The organism is Streptomyces sp. NPDC059832 (assembly GCF_042731715.1).
Lineage (GTDB): Bacteria > Actinomycetota > Actinomycetes > Streptomycetales > Streptomycetaceae > Streptomyces.
In genome coordinates this window covers 103,328-115,444 of the sequence record NZ_JBHWIY010000028.1, presented here as the reverse complement: position 1 = coordinate 115,444, position 12,117 = coordinate 103,328, and the positions used below count along the sequence as shown (strand labels likewise).

Genomic DNA, 12,117 nt, shown 5'->3' with positions numbered 1-12,117 from the left:
CCGCCTCCCGCCCACCCCCTTGTGCGTGAGCCTGCGGCGATTGATCGCTACGCGGGGGCCGTCCTCGGCGGCGTTAGAGGTGGCTACCATACGGTGGGTCGACCGTCACTGCCTGGCCGCCGTCGACGCATGGAAGAGGATAGGGCTACCCGCCGACGCGGACGTGGTGCTGCTCGGCCGGGTCGACACGCCGGGCACGGAGGGCGACGCCGAGGCCGAGCTGGTGCGGGAGTGCTTCGAGCGGGCGGGAGCCACCTGGGCCGCGGTCTCCACGGACCAGCAGGAGGCCGATGCGCTGTTCCAGGCGCGTCGGCTGGCCTACCCGGCGCTGGAGCGCCTCGGCCCGGTCCTGACCGAGGACGTGTGCGTGCCGCGGACCGCGGTGCCCGAGATGCTGGCCCGGATCGAGAAGACAGCGGCCCGGCACGACATTCTGGTGGCCAACATCGCTCATGCCGGGGACGGGAACCTGCACCCGCTCATCATCACCACGCCCGGCGACGAAGCCGCGCGCGCCCGCGCCCAGTTGGCCTTCGAGGAAATCCTCGACGATGCCATCGCCCTGGGGGGCACGGTGACGGGCGAGCACGGGGTGGGACTGCTGAAGATGCGCGGGATGGACAAGGAGCTGGGTTCCGCGGTGCTGGGCATGCATCACGCGGTGAAGGCAGCGCTGGACCCGCACGGCATCCTCAACCCGGGCAAGGTGCTCGGCGGGGACGGTCCGACGCCCACCGGCGGAGGGGTCGTTCCGCAGATGTGACCCGGGGTACCGGGCGCGACGGCATCGGCCAGGAGTACGGTCGGGGCCCCGGACCCGATCCGCTGTCAGTGGCACGGCGCACACTGGCAGCAGTACAACAGGGGCGAAGGGGGACACTGATGGGCACCGAGCGCGAGACCGGGTTCGAACCGGCCACCGGGGACGGCCCGTCGGCTCCGGTGCCGGACGGAAAGCGCTCCGCTTCCGTGCGGACGGCGTTCGAGGGAATGCTGCAGATCCGCCGGCTGACGAACACCGGACACGCCGACCCGCAGGGCGTACCCGCCCCGTGGGAGACACACCGGCCGGTTCGGGCGGTCGCCATCGCGCTGGAGGCATCGGGCCTGGCCGCCTCGGCCGTCGACGGATCGGGCCTGCGCACGGCGACCGGATACCGCTTGCAGCAGGGTGAGACACCGGGCGGGGTACGTGTCGATTGGCTCGGGCCGCCCGGCAGCGGAGCCGCCCATGCGGAGGAGGCCGAGCTGGCCCGGTGCGCGGCCGTGCTGCGGGAGTTGGGCTGGACGGTGCTGCTGTACCGCGGAGCGCGTCGCCGAAGATTCCTGGAGGTCGAACCACCGGCCGGTGCGCGAGGGCCGAACGACGGGTAGCGGGCGCCCACCCGCCGCCGTCGGCGGGCGTTGTCAGACCCATGGGGGATGCTGGTGGGTCCGACACCTCTGACCGGGAGATGCTGAGATGCGCAATGACGAACTCGCCGCGGCCCAGGCGTATGTCCGATTGCTGGAGGCCACTCGTGCCGCGCTCGCGGAGCCGGAGGACGGCCCCTTGTACGTGCCGTTGCTCGCCTCGCCGATCGCCGAGGCCGATGGTGCGCTGCGACGTGCCGGCCTCTGCGGCAACGAGTCCCGGTTCTTCGACCTCGTGAGCTCGCTGCAGCCGAGCATGTCCGGCGGCGGTCGCTGAGCGCACCTGCTGAACGGCACCGCGGGCGCAGGGTGCTCCACCGCCGGACGGGCGGGCCGAATCGGCTCGGCCGGCCCCGTCCGGCGTCCGGGAATCGGCGTCCGACGTCGCACAATCGGCTTCGAGGCTCGACGGTCCGCGGTCCGCGGCGTGTGACCGTCAGGCATTGCGGTCGTCGTCGCGGCCTCGCGCCGTCTCTCTTCACCTCGGCGCCCCGAGATGCGCCACCATGCTCCGAGCGGATGGGCGGACCGGGCGACCGCTCAATGAATTGATTCAAGTCAGCAAGAGAACCCGACCAGCTCCTTGACTGGAAGCTGGTGCCAAATCTAGCGTACGACCCAGATGAAACGATTCATGCATCCGAACGGTCATCGGTCACTGGATGACTCTGCTTGCGAGGTGTTCATGTCTGATGTGTCGGCTGTCAAGGCAGCTCTGAAGTCCCAGGTCATCGAGACGCCGTCGTGGGGGTACGGGAACTCCGGGACACGATTCAAGGTGTTCGCGCAGCCGGGTGTGCCGCGCGATCCGTTCGAGAAGCTGGAGGACGCGGCGCAGGTGCACGCGTTCACGGGCGTGGCGCCGAAGGTGTCGTTGCACATTCCGTGGGACAAGGTCGAGGACTATGCCGTGCTCACCCGGCACGCCGAGGATCTCGGGCTGCGGATCGGGGCGATCAACTCCAACGTCTTCCAGGACGACGACTACAAGCTCGGCTCGGTCACCCACCCCGATCCGAAGGTGCGCCGCAAGGCCACCGATCATCTGCTGGAGTGCGTCGACATCATGGACGAGACCGGGTCTCCCGATCTCAAGCTCTGGTTCTCCGACGGCACGAACTACCCCGGGCAGGACGACATCACGGGCCGCCAGGACCGGCTGGCCGAGGCGCTGGCAGAGGTGTACGAGCGGCTGGGTGCCGATCAGCGGATGCTGCTGGAGTACAAACTCTTCGAGCCCGCGTTCTACGCGACCGACGTGCCCGACTGGGGTACGGCGTACGCGCATTGCCAGGGTCTCGGTCCGAAGGCACAGGTGGTCGTGGACACCGGGCACCACGCACCGGGCACCAACATCGAGTTCATCGTGGCCTTTCTGCTGCGCGCGGGGAAGCTCGGCGCGTTCGACTTCAACTCCCGGTTCTACGCGGACGACGATCTGATGGCCGGGGCGGCCGACCCGTTCCAGTTGTTCAGGATCATGCACGAGGTGGTCAGGAACGGCGGCCTGAAGCCCGGGACGAACGTCAATTTCATGCTCGACCAGTGCCACAACATCGAAGCGAAGATCCCCGCCGTGATCCGGTCGGTCGCCAATGTGCAGGAAGCCACCGCCAAGGCGCTGCTGGTCGACATGGACGCGCTGAGCGCCGCGCAGCAGTCCGGCGATGTGCTGGCCGCGAACGGCGCCCTGATGGATGCGTACAACACCGATGTGCGTCCGCTGCTGGCCGAGGTGCGTGAGGAACTCGGCCTGGCCAGGAACCCGTTCGCCGCATATCTGGCCTCGGGCAACCAGGAGCGGATCGCCGCCGCCCGGGTCGGTGGCAAGCAGGCCGGCTGGGACGCCTGAGCTCCGTCTCCTCCCCGCACCTTCACCGACCGGTTCAGACGGACCCCCGACCACGAAGGAATCCCATGACCTCCGCGACGCACGCCGAAGTCGCCGCACTCCTGGAACGCGCCCACCGGATCGGCGCCGACGCCCGGAACACCAACTACGCCGGTGGTAACACATCGGTCAAGGCCACCGGCACCGACCCGGTCACCGGCGGCGACACCGAACTGCTGTGGGTCAAGGGTTCCGGTGGTGATCTCGGCACGCTCACCGAGGCCGGGCTCGCCGTGCTGCGCCTGGACCGGGTGCGCGCGCTCAGGGACGTGTACCCGGGGGTGGAGCGCGAGGACGAGATGGTCCAGGCGTTCGACTACTGCCTGCACGGCAAGGGTGGTGCGGCGCCGTCCATCGACACGGCGATGCACGCCCTGGTCGAGGCCGCTCATGTCGACCATCTGCATCCGGACTCCGGAATCGCGCTGGCGTGCGCCGCCGACGGTGAGAAGCTCACCGCGGAGTGTTTCGGCGACAAGGTGGCCTGGGTGGGCTGGCGCAGGCCGGGATTCCAGCTCGGTCTGGACATCGCCGCGGTCAAGGAGGCCAACCCGCGGGCCGTAGGGGTGATCCTCGGCGGCCATGGCATCACGGCCTGGGGCGAGACGTCCGAGGAGTGCGAGCACAACGCCCTCTGGATGATCCGTACCGCCGAGACCTTCCTCCAGGAGCGGGGCAGGGCTGAACCCTTCGGCCCCGCGTGGGCGGGCCGGGAACCCCTTCCCGAGGAGCGGCGCCGGGAGCGTGCGGCCGCGCTCGCCCCGCTGATCCGCGGTCTTGCCTCCACCGACCGCGCTCAGGTGGGCCACTTCACCGACACGGAGCCGGTGCTGGACTTCCTCGCCCGTACCGAACACCCGCGGCTCGCCGCTCTGGGCACCTCGTGCCCGGACCACTTCCTTCGCACGAAGGTCAGCCCGCTGGTGCTCGATCTGCCCGGGGACGCCCCGCTGGACGAGGCGGCGGCGCGGCTGAAGGAGCTGCACGGGGAGTACCGGGAGGCGTATCGCGCGTACTACGAGCGTCATGCCCGCCCCGACTCCCCCGCGATGCGCGGCGCGGACCCGGCGATCGTGCTGGTGCCCGGGGTCGGCATGTTCTCCTTCGGCAAGGACAAGCAGACGGCCCGGGTCGCCGGGGAGTTCTATCTCAATGCCATCAATGTGATGCGTGGCGCCGAGGCCGTCTCCTCGTACGCGCCGATCGAGGAGTCCGAGAAGTTCCGGATCGAGTACTGGGAGCTGGAGGAGGCCAAGCTGCGCCGGATGCCGAAGGCGAAGCCGCTGGCCACCAGGGTGGCGCTGGTCACGGGCGCGGGGTCCGGCATCGGCAAGGCCATCGCGCACCGGCTGGTCGCGGAGGGGGCATGTGTCGTCGTCGCGGACATCGACGCGGAGAACGCCGCCTCGGTGGCGCGGGAACTCGGCGGGTCCGACAAGGCTGTCGCCGTGACGGTCGATGTGACCAGTGAGGAGCAGATCGTCGACGCGTTCCGGGCCGGCGTGCTGGCGTTCGGCGGTGTGGATCTCGTCGTGAACAATGCCGGGATCTCCATCTCGAAACCGCTGCTGGAGACGACGGCCCGGGACTGGGATCTTCAGCACGACATCATGGCGCGCGGCTCGTTCCTGGTCTCGCGCGAGGCCGCCCGGGTGATGAGAACACAGAACCTCGGCGGTGACATCGTCTACATCACGTCGAAGAACGCGGTGTTCGCGGGTCCGAACAACATCGCCTACTCGGCCACCAAGGCCGATCAGGCCCACCAGGTGCGGCTGCTGGCTGCCGAACTGGGCGAGCACGGGATCCGGGTCAACGGCATCAACCCCGATGGCGTGGTGCGTGGCTCGGGCATCTTCGCGGCCGGCTGGGGCGCCCAGCGCGCGGCAACGTACGGCATCGAGGAGGAGAAGCTCGGCGAGTTCTACGCCCAGCGGACCCTTCTCAAGCGCGAGGTGCTCCCGGAGCATGTGGCCAACGCCGTGTTCGCGCTGACCGGCGGGGACCTCACGCACACGACCGGACTTCACGTTCCCGTCGACGCCGGTGTGGCCGCGGCCTTCCTTCGATGACCGGATGAGTTCTCCATGTCTGTGACGTCACGAAGCGAGGCGGCCTTCGCCGCCGTGGACCTCGGTGCCACCAGCGGCCGGGTGATCACCGGCCTGGCCGGGCCCGGCAGGCTCGAACTGAACGAGGTGCACCGATTCGCCAATACGCCGGTGCGGTTGCCGGACGGGCTGCGGTGGGACGTGCTCGCTCTGTACCAGGGGATGCTGGACGGTCTGCGCATGGCAGCGCGCAGCGGTCCGATCGCCTCGATCGGCATCGATACGTGGGCGGTCGACTACGGCCTTCTCGATGCGGACGGGGCACTGATCGGGCTGCCGTTCCACTACCGGGACAGCCGGAACGCAAGGGCCGCCGAGCAGGTGCTTGCCGTGTGCGGGGCGCAGGAGCTGTATGCCGTCAGCGGGTTGCAGCATCTGCCGTTCAACACGGTGTTCCAGCTTGCCGCTCACCGTGCGAGTGCCCAGTGGGGTGCGGCACGGACGATGCTGCTGATCCCCGATCTGCTGACGTACTGGCTGACCGGCACGGTGGGGGCGGAGATCACCAATGCGTCGACGACCGGTCTGTTCGACGCGTCGGCCGGCGGCTGGTCCGATGCGCTGATCGGCCGACTGGGTCTGGCGCGTTCCTGGTTCCCCCCGTTGCGCGAGCCGGGTGATCCGGCAGGGACGCTGCTGCCGCATGTTGCCGAGTACACGGGTCTGCCGGCCAGAACACCGGTGACGGCCGTCGCCTCGCACGACACGGCGGCGGCGGTCGCGGCGGTGCCCGCGATCGAGCCCGGGTTCGCTTATGTGTCCTGCGGTACGTGGTCGTTGGCCGGACTTGAGCTGTCGGCTCCGGTACTGACGGAGGAGTCCCGCGCGGCAAACTTCACCAATGAGCGCGGGGTGGACGGCACGGTCCGCCATCTCCGCAACATCATGGGGATGTGGCTGCTGGAGGAGTGCCGGCGGACCTGGGACCGGCGGGGCGAGGATCCGGGCCTGGCCGCACTGCTCGCAGAGGCGGCCCGTGCCCGGCCGTTCGCGGCGGTGATCGATCCCGACGACGAGGCGTTCCTCGCGCCGGGTGACATGCCGTCGCGCATCGACGCCCATCTCCTGGGGACCGGGCAGGTACCGCCCGACAGTGCCGGCGGCTACGCCCGGTGTGTGCTGGAGAGCCTGGCGCTGGCCCACCGCAGGACGTTGCGGGAGGCAGCCGGCCTTGCGGGGCGGGAGCTGACCCGGATCCATCTCGTCGGCGGGGGGTCGCGCAACGAGCTCTTGTGCCAGTGGACCGCGGATGCCACGGGGCTGCCCGTCACGGCCGGACCGGCCGAGGCGACCGCGCTCGGCAACATCCTGTTGCAGGCACGCGCCCAGGGACTGGTGGGCGACCTCGCGGACATGCGACAACTGGTGGCACGGACACAGGAATTGCGCCACTACACCCCGCAGGGGGACGGGCGGGCCTGGGACCTGGCCGCTGCGCGGCTGAAACGGGCGTGAGGCCCATTCGGCCCTGCCCTCGGCCGGGAACCGGGGCGCCCTCCGGGGAGGTCCGGGCCCTCGATGGAACCGAAGGAAGGAATCTCATGGCTGATGTCTCGCCCAGCGTGCTCGACGGTGTGCTCGCCCGCACCCCGCGCCGTCGTACCCGTGTCGGTCTGGTGTCCGGCGGACTCGGTGCGTACTGGCCGCAGTTCCCCGGTCTGCTCGACCGACTGCGGGAGTCGGCCCGCTTCGTGACCGGGCGGTTCGAGGAGATGGGCTGCGAGGTGGTCGACGCGGGTTTCATCTCCGATCCGCAGGAGGCGGCAAGGGCCGCGGAACGGCTACGGGCGGCCGACTGCGACATCGTCGTGACGTTTCTGACGACGTATCTCACGGCCTCGATGGTGCTGCCGATCGCCCAGCGCGCACATGCTCCGGTGCTGGTCATCGACCTCCAGCCGACCGAGGCGATGGACCATCCGGACACCGACACGGGCAAGTGGCTGGCGTACTGCGGGCAGTGCCCGCTGCCGGAGATCGCCAATGTGTTCCGGCGCGGGGGGATCCCGTTCCGTTCCGTCTCGGGCCATCTGCGCGACGAGAACGCCTGGAAGCGGATCCGCCGCTGGATCCGTGCCGCGCAGGTGCGTGGCGCGATGCGCCACGGCCGGCACGGTCTGATGGGCCACCTCTACCCCGGCATGCTCGACGTCTCCACCGACATGACGCTGGTCTCCACCCAGTTCGGCGGGCATGTCGAAGTCCTCGAATTCGACGACCTGCGGGTCCGGGTCGCCGCCGTGACGGACGAGGCGGCCGCCGAACGCGTCGCGCTCGCCCGTACGGTCTTCACCCTCGACGAGTCCGTCGACGAGGACGATCTCGCCTGGGCGGCACGGGTTTCGGTCGGACTGGACCGGCTCGTCGAGGACTTCGGACTGGACAGTCTCGCCTACTACCACCGCGGTCTGGAGGGCGAGATCCACGAGCGGCTCGGCGCCGGCATGATCCTCGGCGCGTCGCTGCTGACCGCACGTGGCATCCCGATGGCCGGTGAGTACGAACTGCGCACCAGCCTCGCCATGCTGATCGCCGACACCATCGGCGCCGGTGGCTCCTTCACCGAACTCCAGGCCCTCAATTTCCGCGACCGGGTTGTCGAGATGGGCCACGACGGCCCCGCCCACCTGGCCATCAGCGCCAAAGACCCGCTGCTGCGCGGGCTGGGCGTCTACCACGGCAAACGCGGCTGGGGCGTGAGTGTGGAGTTCGACGTCAGACACGGCCCGGTCACCACGTTCGGCATCGGGCAGGAGGCCGACGGCACCTTCACCTTCATCGCCTCCGAGGGCGAGGTCGTACCGGGGCCGCTGCTGGAGATCGGCAACACCACCTCCCGGGTCGACTTCGGCTTCGACCCCGGCGAGTGGACCGATACCTGGGCCGCGACCGGCATCGGTCACCACTGGACGCTGTGCACCGGCCATCGTGCCAAGGACTTCAAGGCCGCGGCCGACCTGCTCGGCATCCCGTTCCGTACGGTCGACGGGCCGAACGACCTCTGATTCCTGTACGCGGTCTCCCCTCGCTCCGCCACAGTCCGTTTCGGCCCGTCGCGACCCGCCCTGGTTCGTCCCGGTCCGTCGCTCTCAGGCCGTCACGCTGGGAGCGGCGGCCAGGCCGAGTTCGCGGTCGCCCAGCGGGGCGAAGAAGAGTGCCACGTCGGCCTCGGTGACCTCGGTGAGAGCCGCCGGGCTCCACTGCGGATCGCGGTCCTTGTCGATGATCTGGGCACGCACGCCTTCCACCAGGTCGGGCCGGGTGTAGGCGGTGCACGAAGTCCGGTACTCCTGGTCGAGCACCGCCTCCAGGCTGTCGAGCCCACGTGCTCTGCGCAGAGCGGAAAGAGTCACCTTGAGCGCGGTCGGCGACTTGGTGAGGATGGTTTCGGCGGCCTGCTTGGCGGCGGGGACGCCGCTGCTGTCGAGCCGGTCGACGATCTCCTCGACCGAGTCCGCCCCGTAGCAGGAATCGATCCACTCACGGTGCGCGGCCAGTTCGCCGTCCGGCGCGGGTGAGGCGTACCGCCGCACCGTCTCCTCGATCTCACCAGCCGTACCACAGCCGGCGAGGTCCGCGGTGAGTTCGGCGAGACGCCGCGAGGGTACGAAATGGTCGGCGAGACCGCACAGCAGCGCGTCACCCGCGCCGACCGCCTCCGCGGTGAGCGCCAGATGGGTGCCGAGCTCACCGGGCGCCGCACCGAGCAGATGCGTGCCGCCGACGTCGGGGACGAATCCGATGCCGGTCTCGGGCATGGCGACACGCGAGCGTTCGCTGACGACACGGACGTCGCCGTGGGCCGAGACACCGACGCCACCGCCCATCACGATGCCGTCCATGATCGCAACGTAGGGCTTGGGGAATCGGGCGATGCGGGCATTGAGCCGGTATTCGTCGCGCCAGAAGTCCATCGATGTGCCGCCGCCGGCGCGGGCGTCCTCGTAGATGGACCGGATGTCGCCACCCGCGCAGAGGCCGCGCTCGCCCGCCCCGGTGATCAGGACCGCGACGACGGAGTCGTCGAGCTCGGCGTCGGCGAGTGCTGCGTCGATACGCACCACCATGGCGTGGTTCAGCGCGTTCAGGGCGCCCGGACGGTTGAGGGTGATGTGCCGGACACGCCCCTCGGTGTGCAGCAGAACGGGATCTTCGTGGGTCATGAATGCGCTCCGGTCAGCCCCTGTGCCGTATCGACCGCCGATCGCGGACGATCTTCCGCTGCCATTCTCCGGGGCGGGGTCCGTGCCGGGGCAGCAGGGGTCCGGAGTCCGCCCGGTTCGGCTTCCCTGCCGGATCCTTCCGGGTGTCCGCTGTGGCAACCTGCCGGAACCGGTTCGACAATTGAGTGACCCGGTTCGGGCCGCGCCGTCCGGCAGCCCCGCCCGGCGACCTCCGGAGCAGGAATGACCGATCACGACCAGCAACCGAGCACTTCCGTCCCGCCACGCCTGCTGATCGAGAAAACGCACAACGGCGACAACGCGACGGCGCAGCGGCTTGCCATGAATCGGACGGGCAGCTTCGAGTGGGACGTGGACGCCGGGACGCTCGACATGGACGACGCCGGGCTGCTGGTGTTCGGTCTGGACCCGCAGACCTTCGACTCACGGCCCGAGACCGTGCTGGACCGACTCGAACAGTCGGAGCGGACCCGTCTCGATGTGGCGATCACGGAGGCGATCGAAAGTGGACGCAGTTCATTCAGCGTTCATCTCCGGGTGCCGCTGGACGACGGCAGGGACCAGTGGACCCACATCCAGGCGCGCATTCTGCGCAGTGACGAAGGACATGCGCACCGGATCATCGGGGTGGTGCAGGACGCCACTGCGGAGGTCACGTATTCGGCCTTCTTGCTCGACCTGGAAAAACGGCGACAGCGGCAGACCAGCATCGTCGAACGAACAACCAGCGCGCTGTCACGCGCGGTGACCGTCGATGACGTGACCGCCGCGCTCACCGGCCCGGGTGGGCTTGCCCGGCTCGGGGCGGACGGTCTCTCGCTCGGTCTGGTCGAGAACACGACGCTGAGTGCCCTCGCTCTGAGCGGCGACTCGGTGGAGGCCATCGACGCGCTCGGGGACGCGGGGCTGGACCGGCGGTTCCCGCTGGCGGACACCGTGCTCAGCGGCCGGCCCCGGTTTCTGACCTCGGTCACGGCTCTCACCTGCCGCTATCCCGTGCTGGCCCCCTATGCCGACCGGCTGAAATTCCAGGCCGTCGCCTATCTGCCCCTCGTCGCCCAGGCGCGTTCCCTCGGCACCCTGGCGCTCTTCTACCGCGAGAACACGACCTTCAACGCGGATGAGCGCAATCTGTGTCTGGGGCTGGCCGCGATCGTGGCGCAGTCCCTGCAGCGCGCGAAACTCTTCGACGAGGAACGCGAATTCGCCACCGGCCTTCAGTCGGCGATGCTGCCGCGGCGGATCCAGGAGATCGAGGGCGGCGAGATCGCCGTGCGTTACCACGCCGCCTGGAGCGGCCGCCAGGTCGGCGGCGACTGGTACGACGTGATCGGCCTGCCCAAGAACCGGTTCGGGATCGTGGTCGGCGACGTCCAGGGCCATGACACGCACGCCGCCGCCATCATGGGGCAGTTGCGCATCGCCCTGCGCGCGTACGCCGCCGAGGGGCATCCGCCTTCGACGGTGCTGGCGCGGGCTTCGCGCTTCCTCGCCGAACTGGACACGGACCGCTTCGCGACCTGTACGTATGCCCAGGTCGAACTGGCTTCGGGAACCGTGCGCGTGGTTCGGGCCGGACATTTCGGCCCACTGATCCGGCATATGGACGGCCGGGTCGGCAGCCCCCAGGTGCGGGGCGGACTGCCGCTGGGCATCTCGACCGAATTCGAGGACGAGGAGTTCCCGGAGACCCGTCTGGACCTGGTGCCGGGCGAGACTCTTGTCCTGTACACCGATGGCCTGGTGGAGGAGCCGGGGGCCGACATCGATGCGGGTGTGCAGGCACTGATCAACGAGGTGGGCGCGGGGCCGGCGAGCGCCCAGGCACTGGCCGACCATCTGTCGGACCAGCTCTGGGAGCGTTGGGGTTCGGGGGACGACGTGGCCCTTCTGGTTCTCCGGCGCAGCCCGGACCCGGGGTCGCCACGGGCCCCGCGGTTGCACCAGTACATCCACCAGGCGGACCCGGAGGGGCTGTCCGACGCGCGGACCATCGTGCGCCAGGCCCTGACCGACTGGGACATGGCCGAACTCGCGGACGATGCCGAGCTGGTGACCGGCGAGCTGCTGGTGAATGTCCTGCTGCACACGGAGGGCGGCGCGGTCCTCACTCTGGAAGTGCTGCCGGAACCCGTGCGGCGGGTCCGCCTGTCCGTGCAGGACCGCTCCAGCGCCTGGCCCAGGCGTCGCAGCCCGGGTGAGACCGCGACATCGGGGCGGGGCCTGCTGCTCCTGGATGCCGTCGCCGCCCGCTGGGGCATCGAGCCTCGCGGCGAGGGCAAGGCGGTCTGGTGCGAGATCGGCCCCTCGGTGCCGCCCACCGTCACTCCCCGGCCGGCCACGAAGCGGGTGTGACGACGGCCCCGAAGGACGGGCCGCCCCGCGGGTAGTGGCAGTCCGGGGGATGTGCCGCCCCCCGCACCAGGCGTGGGGAGGCACCGCCTCGAACAGTGGTCCTGGCCTAGATGTACCCTGTCAGGACCCCCGGGTCATTCTTCCGGGCTGTGCGGTACTGCGC

General features: G+C 69.8%; 9 protein-coding genes. 8 read left to right on the top strand and 1 reads right to left on the bottom strand.

Annotation, left to right across the window (positions count from 1 at the left end; translation table 11 throughout):
- The 7 genes from ACFV8T_RS34600 to ACFV8T_RS34570 all read left to right on the top strand — a co-directional run.
- The coding region (locus ACFV8T_RS34600; protein ID WP_385335327.1) for an FAD-binding oxidoreductase at window positions 1–763 on the top strand (763 nt) is incomplete at its 5' end.
- Window positions 764–882: 119 nt separating this feature from the next.
- A complete protein-coding gene (locus ACFV8T_RS34595; RefSeq protein ID WP_385335325.1) occupies window positions 883–1,374 on the top strand; it encodes a hypothetical protein in 492 nt (163 codons plus the stop codon).
- An 88-nt stretch (window positions 1,375–1,462) separates the two neighbouring features.
- Window positions 1,463–1,690, top strand: a complete 228-nt coding sequence (locus ACFV8T_RS34590; protein ID WP_385335324.1) for a hypothetical protein — start codon at window positions 1,463–1,465, stop codon at window positions 1,688–1,690.
- 408 nt (window positions 1,691–2,098) lie between these two features.
- Window positions 2,099–3,265, top strand: coding sequence for an L-rhamnose isomerase (gene rhaI, locus ACFV8T_RS34585; RefSeq protein ID WP_385335322.1), 1,167 nt, complete (start codon window positions 2,099–2,101; stop codon window positions 3,263–3,265).
- A gap of 65 nt (window positions 3,266–3,330) precedes the next feature.
- Window positions 3,331–5,376: a bifunctional aldolase/short-chain dehydrogenase gene (locus tag ACFV8T_RS34580; RefSeq protein WP_385335320.1), complete on the top strand. Its 2,046-nt coding sequence runs from the start codon at window positions 3,331–3,333 to the stop codon at window positions 5,374–5,376.
- 15 nt (window positions 5,377–5,391) lie between these two features.
- Window positions 5,392–6,870: a rhamnulokinase family protein gene (locus ACFV8T_RS34575; RefSeq protein ID WP_385335318.1), complete on the top strand. Its 1,479-nt coding sequence runs from the start codon at window positions 5,392–5,394 to the stop codon at window positions 6,868–6,870.
- 86 nt (window positions 6,871–6,956) lie between these two features.
- Window positions 6,957–8,420: an arabinose isomerase gene (locus ACFV8T_RS34570; protein WP_385335316.1), complete on the top strand. Its 1,464-nt coding sequence runs from the start codon at window positions 6,957–6,959 to the stop codon at window positions 8,418–8,420.
- Between the two features lie 84 nt (window positions 8,421–8,504).
- Here the strand turns inward: ACFV8T_RS34570 and ACFV8T_RS34565 are convergent, their stop codons facing one another.
- On the bottom strand, window positions 8,505–9,578 hold the full coding sequence (locus ACFV8T_RS34565) for an enoyl-CoA hydratase/isomerase family protein (protein ID WP_385335315.1): 1,074 nt from the start codon (window positions 9,576–9,578) through the stop codon (window positions 8,505–8,507).
- Window positions 9,579–9,821: 243 nt separating this feature from the next.
- On the opposite strand from ACFV8T_RS34565, the gene ACFV8T_RS34560 reads away from it, so the two are divergent.
- The gene (locus ACFV8T_RS34560; protein ID WP_385335313.1) at window positions 9,822–11,954 is read left to right on the top strand and encodes a SpoIIE family protein phosphatase; all 2,133 of its coding nucleotides are present in this window, start codon (window positions 9,822–9,824) and stop codon (window positions 11,952–11,954) included.
- The last annotated feature ends 163 nt before the right edge of the window (window positions 11,955–12,117 follow it).

Coding starts and splice junctions, on each gene's coding strand:
- ACFV8T_RS34570 (WP_385335316.1), top strand. CDS start 6,957: ATGGCTGATGTCTCGCCCAGCGTGCTCGACGGTGTGCTCGCCCGCACC.
- ACFV8T_RS34575 (WP_385335318.1), top strand. CDS start 5,392: ATGTCTGTGACGTCACGAAGCGAGGCGGCCTTCGCCGCCGTGGACCTC.
- ACFV8T_RS34580 (WP_385335320.1), top strand. CDS start 3,331: ATGACCTCCGCGACGCACGCCGAAGTCGCCGCACTCCTGGAACGCGCC.
- ACFV8T_RS34595 (WP_385335325.1), top strand. CDS start 883: ATGGGCACCGAGCGCGAGACCGGGTTCGAACCGGCCACCGGGGACGGC.
- ACFV8T_RS34560 (WP_385335313.1), top strand. CDS start 9,822: ATGACCGATCACGACCAGCAACCGAGCACTTCCGTCCCGCCACGCCTG.
- ACFV8T_RS34565 (WP_385335315.1), bottom strand. CDS start 9,578: ATGACCCACGAAGATCCCGTTCTGCTGCACACCGAGGGGCGTGTCCGG.
- ACFV8T_RS34590 (WP_385335324.1), top strand. CDS start 1,463: ATGCGCAATGACGAACTCGCCGCGGCCCAGGCGTATGTCCGATTGCTG.
- rhaI (WP_385335322.1), top strand. CDS start 2,099: ATGTCTGATGTGTCGGCTGTCAAGGCAGCTCTGAAGTCCCAGGTCATC.